Consider the following 25,528-nt stretch of genomic DNA (forward strand, 5'->3'; position numbering starts at 1 on the left):
AGCGGTTTCGCCTTAGACGTCAAGCAGCGTGCCGCGTTGCCGTCTAAATATCAGCTTGCAGAGGGGTCCGCACGGCACGGAACGAGCGAGTATCCCGTCGGGGAGGAAACTGTGACTGTGCAAGAGTTGAAAACGCGTCAGGCTGCCGGTCTTCTTCAAGGTTTGTCCGATGGAGCTGAACTGCAGAGTCATATCCGAGTTGGCGCGGACTTGCCGACGCTTCTTATGACAACCGCCCACACGACCGGCGACCTTTCGGTGCTACGCAACGAATGGCGCCCTGTTGATGTGCTCGGCGTAGCCCAGTGTAATGTTGCTGATGAAGAGAAAGCGATTATTCGCGAAGAGTGCTATCGGCGTCTGGCCGACCATAAAAGGCGAGGTGGGGGGGCGCCGGTCCGGCCAACCTATGATCTCCTCCGTGGCATTGGGGAGTGGTTTCTCGGTAGCTCCATCGAACCTCTCATTCCATTGCTCGCCGAGGAATTGATCTTCGATGGGCATGATTTGCGTCAGCCGCAATGGAACAAGCAGGCAATCGCGCCGGAGCGTCCGTTTAATGTCGCTATTATTGGCGCTGGCGAGAGCGGCATAATAGCGGCGGTTAGGCTAAAGCAAGCCGGAATACCTTTCACAATCTATGAGAAGAATGGTGAGGTGGGCGGTACCTGGCTTGAAAATCACTATCCGGGTTGCCGGGTGGACATCAATAGCTTCGTCTACAGCTACGCCTCAGCGCCTCGTGTCTGGAGCGATTATTTCGGTCTACGTGACGAAACGTTGTCGTATCTTCAACAAGTCGCGAAAGACAATGGTCTCTACGAGTATATCAAGTTTGGCTCGGAGGTCGCGGAGGCGGCTTGGAGCGACGAAGAGCAAGGTTGGAAGTTGACGGTCAATATTGCTGGCAAGATTGAAACCGTCTCTCCGAACATGGTGGTCTTCGCGGTCGGTCAGCTCAACCGTCCAAAAATGCCCGAGATCGCCGGTATCGATAGCTTCAAGGGGGAGGCATTCCACTCGGCGCAATGGAACCACGACTTCAAATTCGAAGGTAAGCGAGTTGGAGTCATCGGTACCGGCGCGAGTGCGTGCCAATTCATCCCTCAGATTGCGAATGTCGCCGCGACGGTCACGGTGTTCGCGCGAACTGCAACATGGCTTCTGCCGACGCCGAATTTACACGAGCGGGTCGAGGGTAGCCAGCGATGGCTTCTAGAGAACCTTCCGGGCTACGCCCAGTGGTATCGCGGAAGTCTCCTGATGTTGCAAATACCCGGGATTTTAGATCATGTCGTCGTTGATCCGAAATACGCTGCTAGCGAGCAGGCGGTTTCCGAGAGCAACAATTTCGTCCGGCAACAATTGCTGCAATGGCTCGAAGTCCAGATTGCGGACCGGCCAGATTTGCGCGGCGCAATTATTCCGAACTCACCGGTGGGATCGAAGCGTATTCTTCGCGACAACGGTACATGGGCTAAGACGTTGAAGCGCAACAATGTCGCTGTAGTTAAGGAAAACATCTCGGAAATTACCCCAGGTGGGATCACGTGCGGCGACGGCACCAATCACGATTTCGATGTAATCGTCTATGGGACAGGATTTCACGCCTCCAAGTTTCTGTTCCCAATCAAGGTTCGGGGGGCCAATGGGAGTTCTCTGCAGGACGCCTGGAACAACGGCGCGCGCGCCTATCTCGGCATGACGATTCCTCAATTCCCCAACATGTTCTGCATGTACGGCCCGAATACGAATCTGGTGGTGCATGGCGCAAGCATCGTGATGTTTTCCGAACTGACGGCGAAGTACATCGTCGATGCGGTTCGTGTAATGCTGGAGAAGGGCGCGCGCACTATGGACGTGCGGGAGGAAGTATTCGCGGATTACGACAGACGGGTGGACGAAGCAAACAAGGCCAGGGCTTGGGGATATTCAAAAGTAAACAGCTGGTACAAGGACGCAAGCGGACGAGTAGGTCAAAACTATCCGTTTACCGCGGCGGAGTTCTATCAGAGAACGAACGCAATCGTTGCCGCTGACTTCCGCTTTGGGCTTTGCAGCTAGATCCACGATCAAGCGATCGAACAAGAGTAGTGCGGATAGCCGCAGAATGCAGGCGTCCACTTTTGGCCCTGCAGGGGCTGAGCTCGCTAAACAGCGCAATTGCAAGCGGAGGAAGTTATGGCACTTGATCAACACGTGAGTGAGCTACTCGCGTTTTTGCAGCAGGCGGGAGCCAAATCGTTCGAGTTGATGGACATTCAGGAGTTTCGTGGGGCTGTTGGGAGCGCCGTCGGAATGCAGAAGCCGCCACAAGATGTTGCGAAGGTGCATTCGGTCGACATCCCTGGCCCTGCCGGAACGCTGCAAGCCCGGATTTACGTGCCAAGAGGACAGGTGCCTCTCTCGGTAGTGGTTTATTTTCACGGCGGCGGATGGGTCGGAGGTGGTCTTGATGTTGTTGATGAGCCATGCCGCGCGTTAGCCAATAAAGCAGGCGCAATCGTTGTTGCCTCAAGCTACAGGCTAGCTCCCGAGAATAAGTTTCCATCGGCGCTAGATGATGCCTTCGCAGCACTGACGTGGGTGGCCCAGCACATCGCTCCGTTTGGCGGAAATGTTGACAAGCTTTTCGTGGCGGGCGACAGCGCTGGAGGCAATCTTGCGGCAGCGACAGCCCTGATTGCGCGCGATCGGAGTGGTCCCAAGCTGGCCGGTCAGATTCTGCTTTATCCAGTAGTCGATGCGAAGTCGGACTATCCCTCGATGCGTGAGCATGCTGAGGGATACTTCCTTCACACGGCGGCACTGTCCTGGTTCTGGGAACATTATCTCTCGGCCGCCGATGACCGGAATAATCCCTATGCCAGTCCTATCGCCGGAAACCTTCCGGGCCTTCCTCGCACCTTGATCGTCACGATGGAGTACGATCCGAGCCGGGATGAAGGCGAAGCTTACGGCGCCAAGTTGGCCGCCGCCGGTGTCGACGTTCGCGCCGTCAGAATGGATGGACTCATTCATGGAACGTTTTGGTCGTCCGGCGCCGTTCCACGCGCAGAGGAGCTTTACGATGAAGTGGCCAACTTTCTGCGGTCGCAGCCTGGATAGTCTAGTTCGCACTGTGACGTCGGCAGTGGGTATACGACTAGCTCCCCATTGCATTCGACTAGCTGCGCAGCTCACGTTCGTCGCGGTACTCTCGATAGGTGTGTTTGGGCGCGCAACCAGTCTCCTGGAGGACGCGTTGCAGATAATCGGTTCGAGTATGGCTGCGAACTTGTAGCCGTGCGCTCGACATAATGGTGGGCACGAAAGGACTTGCGATGCGAGACCAGACATTTGAAATCGTTCGAGGAGAGCTGTTTCTGCTGGGCGGCGTCGAGCAGATCGACGAACGGATAAGCTGGTATTCAGCGGAAGATCGAGGGAAGTTCGTTGCGTATAACTCATATTTGTTGAGAAGCGGAAACGACTGCCTCCTGGTGGAATCGGGCGCGGCTGCCCATCGTGGGATCATTCGCGAGCAATTGCGGAATCTACTGCGTGATGGAGACCAGTTTAAGAGGATCGCGGTCACGCGCAATGAACCGGAATGTGTGTGCAACATACCCAACCTGGTCAGAGACTTCGGAATTGAGGCCGTTCATTCGGCGCCCCAGATGAGCTCTTTGCAATTTTTTCCTAGCGATTCTGCGGAAGTGCGTTCTGAAAGCTTCGACAAGCGCAGCGCGGAATTGTTGATGCTCGAGTTTGGAGTGCAATGTATTGCCGCGGATGAAGGCGAGAGCATCTCCATTAATGGTGAAGTCCGTCTTGAGCCGTTTAAAACACCGCTCCGCGTGCTGCCGTCACTGTGGTTTCACGATGCAAACACGCGCACGCTGTTCTGCTCCGATATTTTCTGCGCCGCGGTGTCCAAGACGCCCGCGATTCGAGCCAACTCGGACGTCCTCTCCAAGGATGAGGCGATGGCTTTGATGCTGCGTGAGCTCGCCATGAAATTCGAATGGCTCTCCCGAGGACAGTTGAGCGGGATCATTGCAATCTTGGAAGAGTATTTCTCGAAGAGAAATATAGAGGTTCTCGCGCCTACTCGGGGGCAGGTCATCATCGGAGCGGATGCCGTTAACTCGCGACTGTGCGGGCTGATCGAGGCAATGAAGATGCTGGATGCGCGCAACCTGCCGCTTCATGCCTCGTCTGTGCTGTCGCGCTGATTGTCCAATTCGGATCGAACGTCACGGGAGCGAGGCTATGGAAGACGATATGAAATATGTGGGCTTCGGGGCACGTAAGCTTACTAACGGCATTCATTTGATGACGGGATGTTTTCATCTGGCTGTAGACGGACGTGCGTTTCATACGCATCTTTCTGCTTACCTCGTTGTCGGCGAAAGCGGCAATATGCTCATTGATACAGGGCACCCGAAGGACTTTAGAAGGATTGCCTCGTACATCCGGTCTGTTGTTGGCGACGATCTGACCTTCATCTTTCCTACGCATGAAGAGTATCCTCACGCGGGAAATCTGGGTCTTTTGTTGGACGCGTTCCCTCGCGCCATAGTCGCCGGTGAAACACGGAACCTGCACCTCTATTTTCCGGATCAATATGTTAGGGAGCGATTCCAGCAGAGTGATGCCGGCGATGTAATTGACCTGGGTGGTCGTCGCATAACAGTACTGCCTGCGGTGATCCGGGATCTGAAAGCATCATATTGGGCTTACGATGACTTTGATCAGGCGCTTTTTGTCTCCGACGGTTTCGCGTTCTCTCACTCTGACTCCAATGACTGCGTTTTGTTGAGTGAAGAGCTCTCGCAAAAGCCGACGGTGCATGACGCGCGTCAGATACTGGACTTGGCACTTTATTGGTCGCGCTTTGCGGACAATAGCACGGTCGTAGTTGAACTCCGGCAGATGCTCAACGAGTACTCGACTAAAATTATATGCCCCGCTCACGGCAGTGTCATCACCGAGCCGGCCCGGCTGGTACCTGTGATGAACGAGGCATTGCTGGAGCGGCCTTAGCCGGGTCGCAATCGATTGGACGGCCTGTGCGAAACTGCGGGCGGCTCTAATTCACGAACACGAATAGGCTGTTCAGTACAAAAGCAGTGTTCGCAAGTGTGTACCGGGGGGGAGAGCAATGCAAACTGCCCGTGTTAGCGGCATCTATGTGGTGATCAGCGACATGGATCGCGCTCAACGGTTCTACGAAAAAGCGCTTGGCTTGGTCACGAAATTCCGCGACCGGTCGTCCTGGTGCCAGTTCGACACGGGGAGCGTGACATTTTCCCTAAGCTCACCTGAGGAAGCTGGAAGTACCCAGAGCGTGATGGTTGTCTTCAAGGCCGGACAATTAGCTACCGTTCGGGAGCAGGTCGAAGATGCAGGTGGCACCTTCCTTGCTCTGCGGGACATGGGAGCGCACGGCACCGTCGTGACCTTCGCCGATCCGGATGGGAACGAGTTTCAAGTTCTCATCTCGAGCGGAAGGTAGCGGGCCTCATCGGGCGAAGCAGCGAACCAGGCCCGGTTCGGCGAGCGCGTCTTTAGAGTTCTGGCATATTCGAGTCGTCCGGTCGTCATATCGCCATGCGATGCGAAAATCCAAATGCGGAGTCGCTCCGCAAAGGCAGTGTCAACACGACAACGAGCGAATGGCACCGATCGGTTTCAGATGTCACATCGGAATGTGACATCTAGCTTGCGTCAATTGTGCTTAAACGATGCCGCTCGCGTCGAGTACCAAAATTCAGATGCCGAGCATTAGAGAGCGCGGGACCGCACAATGGTCGGCGGATGTGAAGAGCAAGCGCTAGCGGCGTTCTAACGTAGAAGGCATTCTGTGATGAAGTTCGGCATATTCGACCAGAACGATTGGGGCGGCTTGCCGCTGGCTCAGCAGTACGAAGAGCGTCTGAAGCTGGCGGAGCTCTACGATGTGAGCGGTTTCTACTGCTATCACATGAGCGAGCACCACGGGACCTCGCTGAGCACGGCGCCCTCTCCGAGCGTTCTCATGTCCGCGCTGACGCAGCGCACCCAAAATCTGCATTTATGCCCGTTGGTATATCTGCTGCCTCTCTACCATCCCGTCCGCCTTGCGGAAGAGATCTGCATGCTGGACCATCTGAGCAAGGGTCGATTCCAGTTCGGGGTTGGTCGCGGGGCCTCACCCTTTGAACTTGCCGCGCTTGGCGTTGAGCCCGAGCAAGCGGCGAAGATGTATGCTGAGGCCCTGACGATCATAAGAGCATATTTCAAGTCGGAATCGCTGACGCATGAGGGCGAGTTCTGGAAGGTCAACGACTTCGCCGTCGAGATGACGCCTTTCCAGCAACCGCATCCCCAGATTTGGTACGCAGTCGGATCACCCGACTCGGTGGCGTGGCCAGCGCAGAATAATTTCAATGTTGTATGCGGCGGACCCGCGCCGCGTCTGCGGGAAATTTCGGACGCCTACCGTGCCGAATGGAGGAAATCGGACGTTGACGGCCGTCCTGAGCCCCTGATTGGAATCAACCGTTACGTGATCGTGGCCGATACTGACGACAGAGCTCGCGAGATCGGGCGCAAAGCATGGCCGAAATTTTACAGCAGCTTCATGAAGCTGTGGGTGAAGAACAACGCCCAACCGATCAGAATGAAGCTTCCTCCTGATTTCGACAGTCTCGTCGAGAGCGGCCAGGCTGTCGCGGGCTCCCCAACGACAGTGGCGTCCGCACTGGCCGATCAGATTATCCGAGGCGGGTTCAATTACTTCATGGGGAGCTTCGTTTTCGGTAGCATGCCCTTTGCCGATGCCTGTGCCTCGATCAAATTGTTTTCCAAAGAGGTGATGCCAGCACTCGAGGCTGTCGAGGTCGTGGCAGCTTAAGTCCTCAAGTCTTCTGCGAGAGCCAGGTAAGCTGATGAGCTATCAATTTGATCATCGAGAACTCCGCGATGTATTGGGTTCCTTCGTCACTGGGGTGACCGTGGTTACGACGGTGGATGAGGAGAGCCGCCATCACGGACTGACGGTGAATTCATTCAGCTCGGTTTCTCTTGATCCTCCGTTGGTACTCTGGAGCCAATCGAATTCGTCGCCGAGCTATCCGATCTTCTCGAAGAGCGGCCGCTTCGTGATCAATATCTTGGCTGAAGATCAGATCGACCTTTCGAACAGGTTCGCCCGCTCGGGCCCAGACAAGTTCTCGAACCTGGAAATTGACATTGGCAACCACGGCCTTCCCATCCTCAAGGACACCAGCGCCTGGCTGGTCTGCAGGTTTGTTTCGGCAATTCCCGGAGGCGATCACACGATCTTCCTCGGGGAGGTAGAACAGATCCGGCGAACGGCTAGGAAGCCGTTGGTGTTCGGTGGCGGGAAATACCTGGTTGCGGATACTCATGACCTGGCTCCGCCACAAAGCGGAAAACCGCTTGGCGATGGTCCGTTTCACGCAATGCGCCTCGGCGGCCGCGTCATTGCGCGGTTGGCTGCAGAGTTCGACCAGTCGTTTGCCCTCGCCGTCTGGGGTAGCCACGGACCGACTGTGATTAATTGGGCGCCGTCACTGACTTCGCCGCGAAAGACCCTGCCTGTCGGACTCGTGCTTCCGGTCACACTGACAGCACCGGGAATCGCGTTTGCCGCGCATTTGCCAAAGAGCGTGACCGAACCGTTCGTCGAAGCAGAGCTTTCGCCTTCCGCGATCGAACGTTGGAGCGCGGATCTACAGACTGCACGCGCGCATGGTCTAGCCATGACAATCAACCGCCTTGGCGGCGGAGACTCCGCCCTGAGCGTGCCCGTGCGTGACGCGAATGGGCATGCGGTCCTTACAATCACGGCAGTCGGCGACACAGGGCAGTTCGAGCCAAGACTCGATAGTCCGCTTGCAGAGGCGCTACGTGTCGCAGGCCGAAGCCTGTCCCGACGCCTCGGCTACGTCGGTGAAAATGGGCAGGTTCATGGGACGCCACAAGCCGCTGATCCGTAAGGTGACCGCGAACCGAAACCCCGAATAGAGACGAACTGCCCCCGGCGAGCGTCTAGTGCGCTGTAAATGGCAACCGTCGCAGCAACGCCGCCAGCTTCAAGGACGCGGTGACAAAATAGGTCCGAACTGGCTGATCGAGAGTCATCAGCGTTGTCGACAAAGTGCAAGTGCAAACCACGTCAACTTAAAAACAAAATATGAGGGGGAGTAACAAAATGAAGTCGAGCGTCACGTCAGCTGTACCGACAAGGGTCCAATGGAGGATGGTGCTGATTCTGTGCCTCGTCAATGCGGTCGCTTTCATCGACCGAAACGTCTTGCCGCTGCTGGTGCAGCCCATCAAGCGCGATCTCAGTATCACCGATACAGAGATGAGCTTTCTTATCGGCGCCGCGTTCGTTCTGCCATACTTCTTCATAACACCATTAGTCGGTTCACTGGTCGACAAGATCTCTCGCCGTAAGATTCTGGCGACCGGGATAACTGTTTGGGGCGCCGCGACGATTTTTTGCGGTGCGTTTGTCAATTATACGACGCTTTTCGCTGGACGCTTGGGGGTTGCGACTGGCGAAACAGTCTCTGGCCCGGCCGCCTTGTCTCTAATCAGGGACGTCTTCGATGCGGAATTCAGAGGGAGGGCGATTGGTGTTTGGTCGATGGGCGCGAGCGTGGGCGGCGGCTTGGCTCTGGTTGGAGGAGGCATGATCCTTCTGCTCGTTGGCGATTCCGTGGGATCGTTCCACGGCTGGCAGGTGGTGTTGATCACTTGCGGGCTCTTATCTCTGCCGATCGCGGCGCTGGTCTACACCTTTCCCGAACCCAAGCGTCGTCCGTCGGCCACCGGCCAGGAAGCCACGGTGCGGCAAGCATTCGACGACCTGCGCTCACGCTGGATGATCTTCGTGCCGCTTTTTATCGCCAACGGCGCAACGATCATGTTGTTGGTCGGATACTCGTCATGGGTCCCGGCGTTTCTCGGACGCACATGGCATATTCCGCCCAGTCAGATTGGATTTGCGCTCGGTTTAATCATTCTGTTCTTGAGTACGGCCGGCCAATTTCTCTCAGGCTTTGCCATAGATTTCGCGTTGAAACGGCTGGGTAAGCCTGGGGTGCCACTGGTCGGCGCGATCGGATGCGTCCTCATTGCAATTCCCGCCGTCGTAGCGCCCTTTAGCAATTCAATTATTGTGACCTGGACGATGCTGGCGCTCTTCAATCTGCTTGCGTCGGCACTATTCACCGTTGGTACAACGACCATAGTGCATGTGTCGCCCAGCACAACAATCGGCAAAATTTCTGGAATCCATTTCTCTTGGGTTGGTATTACTGGTTATGCGCTCGCTCCCACTTTCGTGGCGGTGCTTGCGGATAAGTGGTTCGGCGGTGGATCTGACGCGCTGGTATACGCCCTGGCAACCGCGGGTGGCCTGCTTGCCGCGCTCGGTGGGGTGTGTTTGATCACCGTCTTTTGGCAGTTGAAGCGAAACTCGGCGGCGACAGTCACATCAGAAGTGAAATACGCAGGATAGAGGTCATGCGAGAGGCCTGCGATGCGAAAAGATTAGAGAGTATTGATTCCGTCCAAGCTGATCTTTTCGAAGGTCGAAAACACGTCAATCTGCAAAGGTGACGCGCCCGACCGGGGTGTCATTTGGCGATCGACCGGCGCTGGTCGCTGCTCACTAATTCAACCAGGGTGGAGATCTTGATGAAGGCAATTATCATTGGAGCCGGGATCGGCGGCCTCACTGCCGCGTTGAGTCTGCACGCAGCCGGCATTGACGTTGAAGTCTTCGAAACGGTCCGCGACATCAAGCCGCTCGGCCAGGGTATCAACCTGCAACCGAATGCTGTGCGTGAGTTCACCGAACTTGGGCTGGGCGAAGGTCTCGCGGCCACAGCGATCGAAACTTCCACGCTATCCTACTACAACAAACTCGGCCAACTGATCTGGAGCGAACCACGCGGTCTGCGTGCCGGCTACAAATGGCCGCAATATTCAATTCACCGGGGCGACCTGCAGGCTGTCCTGCTTACGGCGCTACGCGAACGGGCCGGCGAGGGCAGTCTTCATGTCGGTTTTCATTTCGAGTCCTTCGATCAGGACGAGAACGAAGTCCGCGCGCATTTCATCGACCGACAAAACCAGAGGTCGGCCGGAACGTTCAAGGGAAATATCCTGATTGGAGCTGACGGTATCAATTCCCGGCTTCGCCGGATCTTATACCCCAATGAAGGGCCACCCGTGGATAGTGGTCGGGTCCAGTGGCGCGGTTCGGTTATCGCTGATCCCTTTCTGGATGGTCGGACCCAGGTGATGATTGGCCACCGCGAGCAACGCGCCGTGATATACCCGATGAGCAAAAAGATCGCCGCCAGCGGTAAGTCGCTGATCAATTGGTTGACGGTCCTGGGTGGGCAGTGGACCCTCGACAAGCAAGAGGTCTGGGACCGACGAGTTCCCAAGGAGCGGTTTTTCGCACCTTTCGCGGACTGGAAGTTCGATTGGATCGATGTCACAGGTCTGATCGAACAGACCACAGAGATTTACGAGCATCCAAAAGTCGACCGCGATGCGTTACCAAAATGGAGTTTCGGACGCGTGACTCTTTTAGGTGATGCCGCGCATCCAATGCGCCCGATCGGTTCGCAGGCGGGTACCCAGGCGATCATTGATGCCAGGGTGCTTGCGAAGGCCCTCGCCGAGTCGCCCCTCGATTCCGCCGGCGCGTTGGTCTCCTACGAAAGGGAGCGCTTGCCGGTCGTCACTGAAGTCATGCTCCGCAATCGCGCGTACGGGCCTGAAATTGTCATGCAGATGGCTGAGGAAAGAGCCCCCAACGGCTTCACGTCCATTGAAGAGATCATTCCGCGCCATGAGCTTGAAAGCATCGCCCGAAGCTTCAAGATCGCAGCAGGCTTCGATCCTGAAATTCTGAATCAGAGACCATCGCTGAGTGTTGCCGGCTCGCGGGTCTGAGCCGCTTGGTTCCCGCGGTCAAGCGGCCCGTGAACTCGGATGTCACTTGATTGTGGGACATAGAATGGTCGGCCGAAGCGATAGAGTGTCCGTTCTATGAAGGAGGCACTCGTTGACTAGTACAGATCTTGATCGTAGCCACGACCCGTTGCGCCTCAGTTGGGTGACGAGCGCAAATCTGCCGAACTCCGATTTCCCGGTCCAGAACCTGCCTTTCGGGGTTTTCCGCGAAACTGGCTCGGGCAACGCTCCACGTGGCTGCGTCGCGATCGGTGGCCACGTCCTTGACGTCGCAGCCGTGTCGTCGCTTCTGGGGGAGGTCAAACCTATCGCGGACACACTGATCGCTACCGACCTACGGCCGCTGATGTCGCTCGCTCCTCGTGCATGGACGGCCCTGCGCCTCGCATTGTCGGACTTGCTTTCTGCGGGGAATGCAGATCACAGGCGTGTTGAGCGGCATCTTCATGCAAGCGACGGGGTGGAAATGTTCTTGCCGGTACGGCCGGGGAGTTTCGTAGATTTCTTCGCCTCCATTCAGCACGCCACCAACGCAGGGAGCATTTTCCGGCCAACCGCACCTCTACTGCCGAACTACAAATACGTGCCTGTGGCCTATAACGGCCGTGCGTCGACCATCGTGGTCAGCGGAAGCCCGGTCAGCCGCCCGGCGGGGCAGACGCGCGTAGACGGGCAGGAAGCGCCGTCGTTCGGGCCCAGCCAGCGGCTCGATTTCGAGACGGAACTCGGCGTCTTTATCGGCGGCTATTCGGAGCGCGGCAGGCCAGTGACGCTGCGGGAGGCTTGGCGACACGTATTCGGCTTCTGTCTACTCAACGATTGGTCGGCGCGCGATATCCAGGCTTGGGAATACCAGCCGCTTGGACCCTTCCTGGGCAAGAGCTTCGCCACCACGATCTCACCATGGGTAGTGACGGCGGACGCTCTCCGTCCCTTCCGCGTACGCTTGCGCGAACGCCCGACGGGCGATCCTGCGCCGCTGCCGCATCTCGCTGATGACGGAGATAGCGCTTGCGGTGCGGTGGATGTGATGCTCGAGACGCGGCTCGCGACGACGAGAATGCTAAAGGAGAACGCCGGCTCCGCAGTGCTCGGCAGGACTTCCACGCGCGAACTATACTGGTCCGTCGGGCAGATGGTCGCTCATCTGACGAGCAACGGCTGCAATATCGAAGCGGGCGATCTCTTTGGAAGCGGCACGGTCTCGGGCGATGCGGAAGACGCCCTGGGTAGTCTTCTCGAGATCACTCGCGCCGGAAAGGAGCCGCTGCAACTACCAGGCGGCGAGCAGCGCACTTTTTTGGAGGATGGCGACGAGATCGTCATCACCGGCCGCTGCGCGCGGAATGGCTTCGCACCCATCGGTTTCGGTCGATGCGCCGGCCGTATCACAGCGTCGCCCGCGGGTTGAAGTAGGTCGTCCCGTCCCTGTTGACCACGGTGGTCAAGAGGTTCGATATCAAAGTGCGGCAGACCCAAGGGTCCAGACCGGTCGGTGTGGCCTGTCCTAGCCTCGGCCTGTTATGAACACGGCGCCCGGAATGAGAGCTCGGTTGGTTAATTCGGATGGAAGCGAAATCAAATCGGCCGAGAAGATGAAAATCAGCGAGGCACCATGACTCAGATTGAGAATTCAGCAATGCGTCCCAAGGAGGTTGCGGCGTCCTCGTTTCTGCAACGGTTGGTAGCTCGTGGCGTCGAGTATGTATTTGCCAACGCGGGTACCGATTTTGCGCCGATCATCGAAGTGTTGTCGGCCGCCGACGGTGACCGGAAGTACCCGACATTCGTGACTGTGCCACATGAGAACCTAGCGATGGCCATGGCCAATGGTTATTACCGCGTCACGGGGAAGCCGGCTGCCGTAATGCTGCATGTTACCGTCGGGACGGCAAACGCTATCTGCCAGATCATGAATATGGCGCGTGATAACATTCCGGTATTCCTTTGTGCAGGTCGTACGCCAGCAACGGAGACCGGACATGCCGCCTCGCGAGATGTCTATATCCATTGGGGGCAGGAATCGTTCGATCAGGGAAGTATGCTTCGCGAATACGTTAAATGGGACTACGAACTCCGAGCCGGTCAACCCATCGAAGCTCTAGTCGATCGCGCTCTCGACATAGCAATGAGTGAGCCACGCGGGCCGGTTTACTTGGCATTACCGCGAGAGGTACTTGCCGACGCAACAGTACCAATGCGACGCGATAACGTCCGACCACTTGGCGTCTCGTCAAGCGCACCGTCGAGACATGTCGTGGATCAAGTGTTACGGATGTTGGCCGAATCGCAGTCCCCCCTGATTCTGACATCATCGGCGGGCCGATCGCGAGAGGGAGCGGTCGCGCTGTCGAGGCTCTGCAGTTCTCAGGCAATTCCGGTTCTTCAGATCAATGCAACGGACGCCAACTTACCCAGCAATCACCTGATGAATCTTGGATTCGCGCAAGATCCTGGGCTTCATCTTCAGGACGCTGACCTCGTTCTTGTTATCGACTGCGCGGTACCGTGGTTGCCCCGCTTTTCCAGACCCAGGCCAGCCACTAAGGTGGTGCATATCGGCGCTGATCCCCTAGTGAGCCGCCACCCCTTTCGAGAGTTTGAAGCCGATCTGTTGGTAGCCGGGAACGTCGCAACGACACTTGGGATGTTAAATGAGTTGGCAGGAACGCTCGAAGATGACGTTCGACGGAAGAGACAGGATCGGATTGCCGCGGAGCGGGCGAAAACGTTGCAAGCTAGGACCGATCTCGTGCGACGTTCGCGAGACGAATCGCCCATCCACCCAGCGTGGCTTGCGCACTGCATAAATGAGGCGACGTCCGAAGGATCTATCATTATCAATGAACTCGGTACGGCGGTGAGCCGCTTGGAGTTTTCGGGGCAGGATCGCTACATTGGAAGTTCGCCGGCTGGCGGACTAGGGGGCGGTCTCGGCACGGCACTTGGTGCAAAGCTCGCCGCACCAAATAGCGATGTCATTGCGATCGTAGGAGACGGCTCGTACATGTTCGGAAATCCCGTTCCGTTTCACTACGTGCAGCGAGCACAAAATCTACCAATTCTGACGATTGTTGCGAACAATCACCAATGGCTTGCGGTGAAGCAATCTACGCTCGCCGTCTATCCAGACGGTGCAGCATCGAGGGTGAACGCCATGCCTGTCCAGGGCCTCGATCCATCTCCGGCCTTCGAGAGAGTGGCGGAATGCTGTCAAGGCTGGGGCGAGGCGGTCGACGATCCAGCTTTGCTTCCCGATGCGCTAGCGCGCGCCTTCAAGAAGGTGCGCTCGGGAATCCCCGCTTTGTTGAATGTCCATACGCAGCCGATCCGATAACCCACCGGGATGAAAGCCGCAGGACGGCCAAGCTTAACGACCGGCGGGTAGAACGTATCGCTGCTTGCCTCCGCAGTGTTCGGCAAGGCGTCGATGGACGAACTGTGTCGACTATAGTGCAGATGCTTGCTCATCAGGCGAGCAACCGCCGCAACATCGCAGGCGATCTCTTTGTAACCGGGACAGTCCTAGGCGATGCATGCTGCGGACGCCAAGGCCGTCTTCCCGAAGTCACTCGGACAGGAGTCCGCGCCGGCCGCACCACGGCGCCGCCGCGGGCTGACGTGGGCTGTCCCGTGTCACCCGCTCATGGGACTGACCTGAGCAGCATGGGTCTGCATGATTAGATGCATTTTGCGGGCTCAGCCGGCCTCGTCAAGTGATTGGGGCTGGTCCGTGCCGTGAGCTCGGCGTGTCGTCACACGAGGAAAGTCTGTCATGTCCAGCGAGCGCGCAGCGTCTGTCCTGATTGTCGGTGCAGGGCCTGTCGGCCTTACGCTTGCACTCGATCTTGCTCGGCGCGGCATTGAGGTCGCGATCATTGAGCGGCGTGGTAAGGGCGATGCACCCGACCCGAAGTGCAACCATGTCAGCTCTCGGTCAATGGAGGTCTTTCGACGGCTCGGCGTTGCATCAAAGCTGCGTAACGCCGGCCTACCCGAAGATTATCCGCACGCAGTCGCTTACCGCACCGCTTTTACCGGGCGTGAGTGCGGTCGGATCCACATCCCGTGCCGGCGCGACCGCTTCACCGATCGGACCGGTGTAGATTCGAACTGGCCAACGCCTGAGCTCCCGCATCGCGTCAACCAGCTCATGCTCGAGCCGATCCTATTCGACTACGTCGCAGCAACGCCACGCGTCAAAATTTACAATCGCGTAGAACTCGAGAGTTTCTCCCAGGATGAGGGTCAAGTCACTGCCGTTGGCCGCGATCGCGATACCGGAGAGGTCCACACCTATTCCGCCCGATATCTCATTGGATGCGACGGGGCACGATCGACGGTGAGGCGGGGGCTCGGCATCAAGCTCGAAGGCGACGGAGAATTCATGCGCGTGCAGGCGACCTTTATTCGCGCCCCCCAGCTCATTGCTCAACAGCAGCACGAACGAGCCTGGATGACCTACTCGCTCAATCCGAAGCTGAGTGGCAATGTGATCGCGATTGATGGGCGTGAGCTATGGATGATCTTCAACTTTCTCCGGCCCGACCAATTCGATTTCGATGCGGTGGATCGTGACGGCAGCATTCGCGCAATTCTCGGCGTCAGCCGTGATTTCAGCTATGAGGTCATTTCGAAGCAAGACTGGATCGGACGGCGCCTGATTGCTGATAGATTTCGCAACCGGCGCATCTTTCTCGCCGGCGATGCGGCCCACCTCTGGGCACCGTATGCTGGCTACGGCATGAATGCCGGCATTGCGGATGCGATGAATTTGTCGTGGCTACTCGCCGCGAATCTCAACGGCTGGGCGCCTGCGGCGATTCTCGATGCCTATGAGGCGGAGCGATGGCCAATCACTGAGCAGGTATCGCATCTGGCGATGTCGCAAGCTGAAGAAGAGACGCGGCGCCGCAGCTCTGTTCCTGCCAACATCCTTGAAGAAGGACCTGAAGGTGAGCAGGCCCGCGCCGAAGCTGGTCGTGTTGCTTGTGAGACGAATACCAAGCAATTCGCGGCTGCCGGCCTGAATTTTGGTTACTTCTACGACGGTTCGCCATTGATCGCTTACGATGGTGGCGCGCATCCGACCTACACACTTGGGAGCTTTACCTCGTCGACGGTGCCCGGGTGTCGTGTTCCCCATTTTTGGTTCGACGACGGCCGCTCGCTCTACGACGCTCTTGGGCCGGAATATACCTTGTTGCGATTCGATCCGTCGGTCGATGTCGGCCGAATCGTTGCCGCCGCGCAGGAGCGTGGATTTCCACTCACGGTGCTTGATGTGGTGTCGAAAGAAGCAGCTGCGCTTTATTCGACCAAGCTGGTGTTAGCGCGACCCGATCAGCATGTCGCTTGGCGTGGAGACGATTTGCCGAGCGATTCGTTCAGTCTGATAGACCGTTTGCGTGGAGCCTTAGCAGGGAAGGCAGGAGAGGGTGAATACCTAAGGCGTATGGGTTAGCGATGCCGCCACTGACTGTTAGAGGCATCGCGGCCCAACCGGGTAATACAAACAACGGTTGTCCTGATCAGCACCACCGTGGCTCTCAGCAATTGCCCGGGGCGGAGGAAGAACTGCCCCCTTAGCATATAGCTCCCCGTGACTGCGGTTCAAGTCAAAATATCTCCGACAACTTCCCGCAGGTCAGCAGCGGTGTGGTTCACCGTCGCGCGCTGATCCACCGCATATTTGAACAGCACGTTCGCCAGGCAGAAACCCCTGTCGGCCGCGCAACTGGCGAACAGTGCACCCGCGCCGGTCAGTCTTTGCCGGCCGCTTAACGGCGTCGCTCGTGAGCTGAACTAAGCCGTTTCGTGTCACCCGCTCATGGGACTGACCAGGCCGGCGCGGCTCGGCATGATCAACGTCCCGACTCCACGTCCAGACAGGCGTTTCGTATCATGACAGTCCCTCCCTTCGAGTTCAGTGAGGCCGTCCTCTCGCCCCGCGACGGTTCGCCGGCCTACATGACCGGATTTGAGAACTCTTTCGCGACCGAGGCGGTTCCCAATGCACTGCCTCTGGCGCGGAATTCGCCGCAAAAAGCGCCGCTCGGCCTGTATGCCGAACAGCTTTCTGGCACCGCGTTCACGGCCCCACGTCACAGTAATAAGCGCACCTGGTTCTATCGCATCCGACCCTCTGTCCAGCATGGCCGCGGCTTTCGCCAGGTCGATGCCGGACTGATCCGGACCGCTCCTTGCCGTGATGAGTCGAACCTGCCGATCGCGCAAATGCGATGGGCGCCGATCGCCATTCCAGAAGAGCCGTGCGACTTTCTCTCTGGTCTGCGGACAATCGCCACAGGAGGCGATGTGCACCTCCAGCTTGGCATGGCGGCGCATGTGTATGTGGCCAACCGTTCGATGGAGAACCGTTACCTCTACAACGCTGACGGCGAACTGCTGCTCGTGCCGCAGGAGAATTCGATCCGCGTCTTGACGGAATGCGGAGTCCTCGATGCTATCCCGGGCGAGATCGTCATCGTTCCCAAGGGCATGAAATTCAAGATCGATCTGCCGAACGGACCGGCCCGCGGTTACGTTTGCGAGAACTACGGCAATTATCTCACGCTGCCCGAACGCGGCCCTATCGGCGCCAACTGCCTTGCCAATCCACGCGACTTCCTGGTGCCCGTCGCGCGCTTCGAGGACAAGGAGAAGCCATGCCAGCTTTTCGTGAAGTCGCTCGGCCGCCTGTACGTGACGGATCTTCCGCAGTCTCCCCTTGATGTCGTCGCCTGGCATGGCAACTTCGCGCCAGTGAAATACGATCTGCGCCGGTTCTCGCCAGTCGGATCGGTTCTGTTCGACCATCCTGATCCATCGATCTATACCGTTCTGACCGCGAGCTCTGAGATCGCCGGGACAGCCAACGTGGACTTCGTGATATTTCCCGAGCGTTGGATCGTAATGGAGGATTCCTTCCGGCCGCCATGGTACCACATGAACGTGATGAGCGAATTCATGGGGCTCATCTACGGCGTCTACGATGCGAAGCCGGATGGCTTCGTTCCGGGCGGAATGAGCTTGCACAATGGCCTGATCGCGCATGGTCCGGATGCGGAAGCTTTCGAGAAGGCGAGCCATAAGGCCTTGGCCCCCGAACGTTTGTCGGGGACGATGGCCTTCATGTTCGAGACCCGTTATCCGCTGAGCGCCACGGCTTACGCTTCACAGCTGCACTTGCTCGACGGCACTTATCCGAACTGCTGGGACGGCCTTAGCCGACAGTTCGGTGGCGGGAAGCCCTTTGGCTCGACCTAAGCCGGAGCCGTAGCGCTGTCCTCATATGCGTCAGCGGCGGCAACATCTTCGATGCCGAGATAGATGCCGCGCGAACATCCGATTCGATGGGGCTCTCGGCCAAGTCTCACTCATGATCAGCGTCAGGCAGGCAGCGATGATAGACGACAGACTAGAGAAGCAGTACGCGCTGGGGCATCTGCGACCCGATCTGCATTTTCTTCCGGACTGGAATGGGCGAAGCACGGCATTTCGCCAAGCCAGCAAGTGCCAGTTGGATCTATCATACGGAGCAGGCCCACGTGATCGGCTGGATTACTTCCCGAGTGCCGAGCCGAAGTCCTCGCCCACGGTAGTGTTTATTCACGGTGGTTACTGGCAGAGAGGAGATAAATCCTCATACAGCTTTCTTGCCGAAACATTTGTCAAAAACGGCGTTTCCTTTGCAGCGATCAACTACGATTTTTGCCCCGGGGTGCGCATGACCCAGATTGTCGATCAGGCTCGTAAGGCCATGGCCTGGCTGTGGCACAACGTCGATGGTCTGGGCGGAGACCGGGAAAAGTTGTCCATTGTTGGCCACTCAGCCGGAGCGCATATTTCAGGAATGATGATGACGACCAACTGGCCCTCCTTTTCGGAGGGGCTACCGCAAGATCTGGTTAAAGGCGCCATCTTGGTGTCGGGCATCTATGACTTGGGGCCACTACTGGCGACGTCCAACAATGACCAGCTTCATCTCGACCCGGATGAAGCATACAGCCAAAGCCCTGTAAATCAGACAAGAATATCCAACGTTCCGCAGCTTGTTGCTTGCGGAAAAGATGAAACGCAGGAGTTCAAATGGCAGTCCGACCGTTACGTATCGATCTTCCGATCGTTGAACAGGAATATCTCGCGCCACGTTGTTCCGGGCAACCATTTCGACGTTCTCAATGAGCTATGCGATGAGCGCAGCAGCTTTCACCGAACTGCCTTGCATTTCATTGCCTCACTTTCGGACCAATAGCCTGACTCGCTGGCTGTGAGCCGAGATGAAGCATTGAGCGCTCGAGCGAGCAGGAACAGGATCAAGCGGACTTTCTTTCCGGTCGATCGACTAGCTCCAGTGTTTTGGCTTGAAGGGTCTCAAAATGAAATCGTCTGCGCATGTCCCCGGCTCGAGGCTCCCTAAGCGGTTTCGTGATCGTCTTCGCCTTCCTCTCATCGCCGCTCCAATGCTCCACGTTTCTGGACCCGACCTGGTCGTTGCTGCGTGTCGAGCCGGCATCATTGGAGCCTTCCCGACCCTCAATCCCAGGGTACTTCGGGTCAGTGGCGGGCTTGATGCCTGGTTGTCGGACATCAAGCGCGGCCTTGGGGAGGAGTCCGGGGCGTTCGCGCCGATCTGCCCCAATTTGATCATGAGAGCCGATGATCTCGACGACCACGTGGATGCAATCCTGCGATATGACGTCGAGATGGTGATTACAAGCGTCGGCTCTCCGAAGCCAATCATGTCGCGTCTCAAGCAGGCCGGTGTTTTCGTCTTCGCCGACGTGGCCACAGTCGAACATGCTCGGAAGGCGATCGACGTCGGAGTAGACGGATTGGTTCTGCTCACTGCTGGCGCTGGCGGTCAGACGGGATGGCTCAATCCATTTGCCTACGCTCGTGCCGTCCGAGAAATCTTCGACGGACCTATTGTGCTCGCTGGAGGCATAAGCGACGGGGTGGCGCTGCGGGCGGCAGAGGTCTTGGGGTGCGATCTCGCCTACATGGGAACTAAGTTCATTGCCGCACGCGAAAGCATGGCGGCGGATGCTTACCGGGAGATGTTGGTCCGATCATCGATGGATGATATCGTGTTAACGAAGGCCTTCAATGGCCTTTGGGGCAGCTACCTTCGTCCATCGATAGTAGCGGCCGGGCTGGATCCGGACAGGCTCGATGAGTCAATTTCCGCGGCCGAAGCGAAGCAGCGGTATGGCTCCCGCTCGACCGGTCCTAGGAGGTGGACCGGTCTCCAAAGTGCGGGCCATTCCGTATCAGGCGTGCGGGCCGTCGAGACAGTCGCGGAAATCGTCGAACAAACTTTACAAGAATATGAAAACGCTCAGAATCAATGAGGGTCTTATCGGCGGCAGGAATGATGAGTTTCAAGCGCGATCGGGCGTGGCATTCCAAGACCTGACGGTTGGCGCACGCAGGCTCACGACATGTTGCTCAGGCAACCTTCGGCGTTCGAAGGTGTTGAATCGGGATGCTCAAGCCGTGCCTTGTTCGATCACATCGTCGATGATGGATCTGACCGTGTTCGATGATGGCCTCGGCGCTTCGAGCTATTCGTCGACGGCTGCAAGGCGTGATGCTGGAGGTTCTACCTACTGCTTCCGCCGTGAAGTCGCATGTTTTCGCGACAAGTGATCTCGCCTTTGCCGTTGGGTGTGGATCGTCAGATCTCCCCGCGGTGCCGAACGTTGCAACATGCATTCCGGGCGTTGCCTGAATGGACAGCCGTGAAGTTGCGCGAGGTCGGTGCAGCCCGTCAGATATTCGGGCGGTGGTCGGCGCGGTAACAACGCCGGATGGATCCGGAGCTTCCGTCGGCTGGCTAAGCTGCGCGATCGGCCGGCTCTCTGCACAATGGTGGCGCTGGTCGAAGCGCGACGACTTAGCGGGGAGGGGGTTGCGCTCCAGCTCTCGAGAAACCAGCGATGCGATAGCATGCTTGCGGTATGCTTTGTCCTACTGACGCGACTTCAAGTGCCTGATTGACGTGGGGCTTGCTCAGTATACGTATGCCTCTATCGAGGCGCCTTCGATGCCGATACTGTGCGCGACGACCGCGGCGGCGAAACCTTCCAATGACAACTCGAGAATCATGAGGACCCTATGCGTAGCAATCTTCAGTTCTATATCGACGGATCGTGGGTGCAGCCCAGCAGCCAGGCCGTGATCGACGTCATCAACCCGGCGGATGAATCGGTGGCCGGCCAGGTCGCGCTCGGCGACGCCAACGACGTCGACAAGGCGGTCGCCGCGGCGCGCAAGGCGTTTGAGACGTTCTCGCTGACGTCGGTCGAGGAACGGCTTGCGCTGTTTGACCGGATCATCGCCGCCTATCAACGGCGGATCGGCGACCTGGCCTTGGCGGTGTCGGAAGAAATGGGCGCGCCCCTGTGGCTTGCAGAGCAGTTGCAGGCACCGGTGGGCCTCGTCCATTTCCAGATCGCTCGCGCCGCGCTGGCGAACTACAGCTTTGAGCAGGGCATCGGCACCACCGAGGTCGTGCGTGAGCCGATTGGCGTCTGCGCCCTCATCACTCCGTGGAACTGGCCGGTGAATCAGGTGACCTGCAAGGTGGCCGCCGCATTGGCGACGGGGTGCACGATGGTGCTGAAACCGTCCGAGGTATCGCCCTTTTCCGCGACGATCTTAACGGAGATCCTGCAGGATGCCCAGGTGCCTGCCGGCGTGTTCAACCTGGTACATGGAGACGGACAGGGCGTAGGCAACGCCCTGACGAGTCATCCCAACGTTGATCTCGTCTCGTTCACCGGCTCGACGCCCGCCGGCATCCAGGTGGCGCGCAACGCTGCGTTGACAGTGAAGCGCGTGCATCAGGAACTGGGCGGCAAATCGCCGAACATCCTCCTGCCCAGCGCCGAGCTGGCATCGGCGGTGAAAGCTGGCGTGGCCCAGGTCATGCTCAACAGCGGCCAGTCGTGCAATGCGCCATCTCGGATGCTTGTACCGGCTAAGCGGATGGCCGAAGTCGCTCAGCTTGCCCGCGCTGCAGCAGAGGAGTGGGTCGTCGGACATCCGGCCAGCAACGCCAAGATGGGTCCGGTCGCGTCCGAGGCGCAGTGGAACAAGATCCAGCGACTGATCAAGGCTGGCATAGATGAAGGCGCGACGCTCGTCACCGGCGGCCTTGGCCGACCCGAGGGACTAGATACAGGCTTCTATATCCGCCCGACAGTTTTTGCCGACGTGACGAACGATATGACCATAGCGCGGGAAGAGATCTTCGGGCCGGTGCTCTCGATCATTGGCTACGCTGACGAAGCGGATGCAGTGGCGATCGCCAACGATACGGTGTTCGGCCTCGCCGCTTATGTTCAGGGCGAACACTCTGCGGCAGAGGCGGTGGCGCGGAAGCTGCGGGCCGGACAGGTGACGCTAAATTATGCCGACATGGATTTTGCGGCGCCGTTTGGTGGATACAAGCAATCCGGCAACGGACGCGAATGGGGAGAGGTCGCGTTCGGCGAGTTCCTGGAAACCAAGGCGATCGTTGGCTTCCGCAAAGCGGCCTGACGTGCGCGCTGATTTGATAACCGGGCCCGCTCCGCTTTCGAACCAGCTAACACGAATTCAATCCGCATAAAGGTTTGACGAACTGGATCCGGTCTGGAGAAGCGGAACAACGCGTTTCGGTTTCCCCTCACCGGACCAAGCCCAGCGATGAACGTTGATGGTCGGCGACGACCTGGCTCACCTGAAAAGCAACGCACGGGAGGAGGCGCCGTCTTTCCAGGCTCACTGCCGGACACGCCTGTACAACGAAAACCATTGGGCATCTTTATGCGGCAATAGAGATGCCCCGCGAGAGTGAGCTTTGCGCAGATGGTCGAATATGTTGACCTCAAACGCGAATTCCACCCATTGCGCTTTCACCGGCAAGCGTGCCGTTTGTTGTTCGAGCATACCCCAACCATCGGTGCCCTCCTGGACAACGCCACACGGCCCTAACTTCGGTCGCTCTCCGGCGCGATGGGTCTCCGCACGGAAGCGGCCGGATCGCCATTTGTGAGGATAAATGAAAGTCGGAAAGAAGATCCTGATCTGCGGGGCCGGCATTGCCGGCCCCGCATGCGCCTATTGGCTGCACAAATACGGCTACGCCGTCGTCGTCGTGGAAAGGGCGCAGACCCTCAGGGATGGCGGTCAGAACGTCGACATTAAGGGTGCAGGGCAGCAGGTCATCAAGATGATGGGCCTCGTTGATGAGATCGAATCCAAGGACACCCTGGAACAGGGCCAGAAGTATCTCGATGCCGCGGGCAATCTGATCGCCACCTTTCCGAAGGGAGCCATCGGCACGCTGACGAGCGATTTTGAGATTCTGCGAGGCGATTTCGCCCGTGTCCTCTTCGAAGCCACGAACGCCGACTGCGAATATCGCTTCGGGAGGTTCGTCACCGACCTCGAAGACACCGGCGCTTGCATGTCGGTCACCTTCGACGACGGCTCAGTAGAAGACTTCGAATTGGTGATCTGCGCCGAGGGCACCAACTCCGCAACCAGAGCCAGGATCCTGGCCCAAGAAATCCGCTTTCGCTACCTCGGCGCCTACATGTCGTTCTTCAAGATTCCTCGACGCCCAGAGGACGGCAACTGGGCTTATTCGGTCAACGGCGTGGGCGGCACATTCATCACGCTACGACCCGGGAACGAGACGGAGACGACCGTCCTGACGACCTTTCTCCGGAAGAAACTCGACATCGAGGGCGACAATGTCGCGGCGAGACGGCGGTTGCTGCTCCAGGCGCTCAAAGGCCGAGGCACGATCGCCGATCGGATCACCGCGCAGCTCGATACGGTCGAGGACTTTTATTTTGGGCCGATGAGCCAGGTAAAGGCCTCCACCTGGTCGAAAGGCCGGTTCGTCTTGGTCGGCGACGCGGCGCACTCTCCGACGCCGTTCACGGGGACAGGTACGGCTCTCGGTTTGGTTGGCGCCTATGTGCTCGCTGGCGAGATCGGACGATGCGAGACCCACACTGAAGCCTTTGGCGCCTATGAAAAGTTGGTCCGCCCCTATATCGAAGTGTCACAGAACCAGTTGAGTCCCCGCCTCATTCGGATACTGCATGCGAAAACCTGGTTCGGGATTTCACTTACGCGTCTCACTCAGAGGACCTTCGCGAGCACCGTCGTGCAAAAGCTGTTCAGACCGAGCCCGGCGAAGCGAGAAAAGCAAGTCGCAGAGGATTTCGTATTTCCGAGCTACGATGGCGGGAGAACGATGCGTTGAGCGCTCTTGCAAGTTGCTCATCAGCACGACCTTTGTGACGTGACAGTGCTGTGCCGTGGGGATGCACGCTTCATGCGGCCTGCCCAACGTTTCTGCCCGCCGGCTCTTGAGCGATGCCGCCACTTTGGCCATCATGCTACCCGGTCATTTTCGCAGCAGCCCGCTGCGTCAGCGCCTGGCTAACCTCAAGAGCAAATTCGAGAGATCCTCAAACGGGCGCGAGAGGAGGAGGCAAGGTCTTTCCGGACTCGCTGTCGAACACGTTCAAAGGGCTGTGCAAGAAAACCTGGAGGATCCTTATGCGGCAATAGCCCCGCGCTTTGCCCGGATGGCCGAATATGTTGACCTCAATTGATCTCGAGCGCGAACTCCACCCGTTGCGCTTTGACCGGCAAGCGTGTTCGAGCATGGTCCAACCAACGGTGCCCTTCCGGGCAACCCAGTACAGCCCTAAGTTCGGTCCCTCTGTTCGCCGGCACCTGATTCAGTCGATCGGCTCGACGATGATCGGGCACTCAGCCCTGATGACATGTGATCGAACGCCTGTCGCGCCTCTTGGACCTGTGGCAGCATGGCAAGTGTCCAAGCGTGAAGCTCTCTAAGTGGCTGCTGCAGAGTACGGCCAAGGTCTGTGATCTGATACTGGACGGCCACCGGCGACGACGACATCACCTGACGCGAAACTAGCCCATTGCGCTCAAGGCGGCGAAGGCATTGGGTAAGCGCTTTCTGGGTGATCCCTTCGAGCCGGCGCCTGATCACGTTGAAGCGCTGCGGTCCATCGTTCAGAACGGCCAGAACCATCGCCGACCACTTGTCGGCGATCTCGTCGAACAATGCGCGGCTCGGACAGTCCGATGAGAAGCATTGCGGCTGTAGCTCGAGCAAGGCGGTTTCCTCCGATATACCAAGGCGATTTAGGGGGCCTAGTTGACGCTTGGTATATTCTAGATACTTAGCACAGGCGTTATTTGCAACAGAGAGACCTGTTCCATGTCGCACGCCAACACGAGCTGGACTTATTTCAGGGAAATTTGAGCGAATTCGCGCCGCGCAAGCGCACGAGCGGCTGGACGATCGCGGCGCCGATTTTCGGGAGGCGCACACCGCAGCCTAGAACGTGCCCAAGCAATCATCCGAGTTCGGGAGATGGGAGCAAGCGATCGCGATTTGAGCTTGCGGGCCGCTTTTTGAGATCTCCTACGGCCGCGCTTCATGCGGACCGGCTCGCTCGAATGAGAAAGCAAACAGGTCGAGGGCAACTGT

General features: G+C 58.0%; 18 protein-coding genes. 17 read left to right on the forward strand and 1 reads right to left on the reverse strand.

The window, feature by feature from the left end; all coding sequences use genetic code 11:
• The first annotated feature begins 111 nt into the window (after nt 1–111).
• The 17 genes from XI03_RS28015 (at nt 112) to XI03_RS28095 (ending at nt 24,262) form a co-directional block, all read left to right on the forward strand.
• A complete protein-coding gene (locus XI03_RS28015) occupies nt 112–2,064 on the forward strand; it encodes a flavin-containing monooxygenase (RefSeq protein ID WP_271593919.1) in 1,953 nt (650 codons plus the stop codon).
• A 117-nt stretch (nt 2,065–2,181) separates the two neighbouring features.
• Entirely contained in the window at nt 2,182–3,108 is a 927-nt protein-coding gene (locus tag XI03_RS28020; protein WP_271593920.1) for an alpha/beta hydrolase, read from the forward strand.
• Between the two features lie 215 nt (nt 3,109–3,323).
• Nucleotides 3,324–4,217 (forward strand): hypothetical protein, encoded by an 894-nt coding sequence (locus XI03_RS28025; protein WP_271593921.1) that lies wholly within the window; start codon nt 3,324–3,326, stop codon nt 4,215–4,217.
• Nucleotides 4,218–4,254: 37 nt separating this feature from the next.
• Nucleotides 4,255–5,028, forward strand: coding sequence for an MBL fold metallo-hydrolase (locus XI03_RS28030; RefSeq protein WP_271593922.1), 774 nt, complete (start codon nt 4,255–4,257; stop codon nt 5,026–5,028).
• Nucleotides 5,029–5,146: 118 nt separating this feature from the next.
• Entirely contained in the window at nt 5,147–5,500 is a 354-nt protein-coding gene (locus tag XI03_RS28035; protein WP_271593923.1) for a VOC family protein, read from the forward strand.
• Between the two features lie 351 nt (nt 5,501–5,851).
• On the forward strand, nt 5,852–6,880 hold the full coding sequence (locus XI03_RS28040; RefSeq protein ID WP_271593960.1) for an LLM class flavin-dependent oxidoreductase: 1,029 nt from the start codon (nt 5,852–5,854) through the stop codon (nt 6,878–6,880).
• Between the two features lie 34 nt (nt 6,881–6,914).
• On the forward strand, nt 6,915–7,988 hold the full coding sequence (locus tag XI03_RS28045) for a flavin reductase (RefSeq protein ID WP_271593924.1): 1,074 nt from the start codon (nt 6,915–6,917) through the stop codon (nt 7,986–7,988).
• Between the two features lie 215 nt (nt 7,989–8,203).
• Nucleotides 8,204–9,520 carry an MFS transporter gene (locus XI03_RS28050; RefSeq protein WP_271593925.1) on the forward strand — a complete coding sequence of 439 codons (1,317 nt, stop codon included), beginning with the start codon at nt 8,204–8,206 and terminating at the stop codon, nt 9,518–9,520.
• A gap of 179 nt (nt 9,521–9,699) precedes the next feature.
• Complete coding sequence (locus XI03_RS28055; protein WP_271593926.1) at nt 9,700–10,971, forward strand: flavin-dependent oxidoreductase; 1,272 nt, start codon at nt 9,700–9,702, stop codon at nt 10,969–10,971.
• A 112-nt stretch (nt 10,972–11,083) separates the two neighbouring features.
• Nucleotides 11,084–12,403: a fumarylacetoacetase gene (gene fahA, locus XI03_RS28060; protein WP_271593927.1), complete on the forward strand. Its 1,320-nt coding sequence runs from the start codon at nt 11,084–11,086 to the stop codon at nt 12,401–12,403.
• Nucleotides 12,404–12,607: 204 nt separating this feature from the next.
• On the forward strand, nt 12,608–14,329 hold the full coding sequence (locus tag XI03_RS28065; RefSeq protein ID WP_271593928.1) for a thiamine pyrophosphate-requiring protein: 1,722 nt from the start codon (nt 12,608–12,610) through the stop codon (nt 14,327–14,329).
• A gap of 438 nt (nt 14,330–14,767) precedes the next feature.
• On the forward strand, nt 14,768–16,456 hold the full coding sequence (locus tag XI03_RS28070) for an FAD-dependent oxidoreductase (RefSeq protein WP_271593929.1): 1,689 nt from the start codon (nt 14,768–14,770) through the stop codon (nt 16,454–16,456).
• A 440-nt stretch (nt 16,457–16,896) separates the two neighbouring features.
• Nucleotides 16,897–18,261, forward strand: a complete 1,365-nt coding sequence (hmgA, locus tag XI03_RS28075) for a homogentisate 1,2-dioxygenase (protein WP_271593930.1) — start codon at nt 16,897–16,899, stop codon at nt 18,259–18,261.
• A gap of 112 nt (nt 18,262–18,373) precedes the next feature.
• Nucleotides 18,374–19,249, forward strand: a complete 876-nt coding sequence (locus XI03_RS28080; RefSeq protein WP_271593931.1) for an alpha/beta hydrolase — start codon at nt 18,374–18,376, stop codon at nt 19,247–19,249.
• Between the two features lie 124 nt (nt 19,250–19,373).
• Nucleotides 19,374–20,348, forward strand: coding sequence for an NAD(P)H-dependent flavin oxidoreductase (locus XI03_RS28085; protein WP_271593932.1), 975 nt, complete (start codon nt 19,374–19,376; stop codon nt 20,346–20,348).
• A 766-nt stretch (nt 20,349–21,114) separates the two neighbouring features.
• On the forward strand, nt 21,115–22,542 hold the full coding sequence (locus tag XI03_RS28090; RefSeq protein WP_212401779.1) for an aldehyde dehydrogenase family protein: 1,428 nt from the start codon (nt 21,115–21,117) through the stop codon (nt 22,540–22,542).
• A 502-nt stretch (nt 22,543–23,044) separates the two neighbouring features.
• Entirely contained in the window at nt 23,045–24,262 is a 1,218-nt protein-coding gene (locus XI03_RS28095; protein ID WP_271593933.1) for an FAD-dependent monooxygenase, read from the forward strand.
• Nucleotides 24,263–24,712: 450 nt separating this feature from the next.
• On the opposite strand, the gene XI03_RS28100 is transcribed toward XI03_RS28095, so the two are convergent.
• Entirely contained in the window at nt 24,713–25,150 is a 438-nt protein-coding gene (locus XI03_RS28100; protein ID WP_212401781.1) for a winged helix-turn-helix transcriptional regulator, read from the reverse strand.
• Nucleotides 25,151–25,528 lie beyond the last annotated feature (378 nt).

The organism is Bradyrhizobium sp. CCBAU 65884, from assembly GCF_028128835.1.
GTDB lineage: Bacteria > Pseudomonadota > Alphaproteobacteria > Rhizobiales > Xanthobacteraceae > Bradyrhizobium > Bradyrhizobium ottawaense.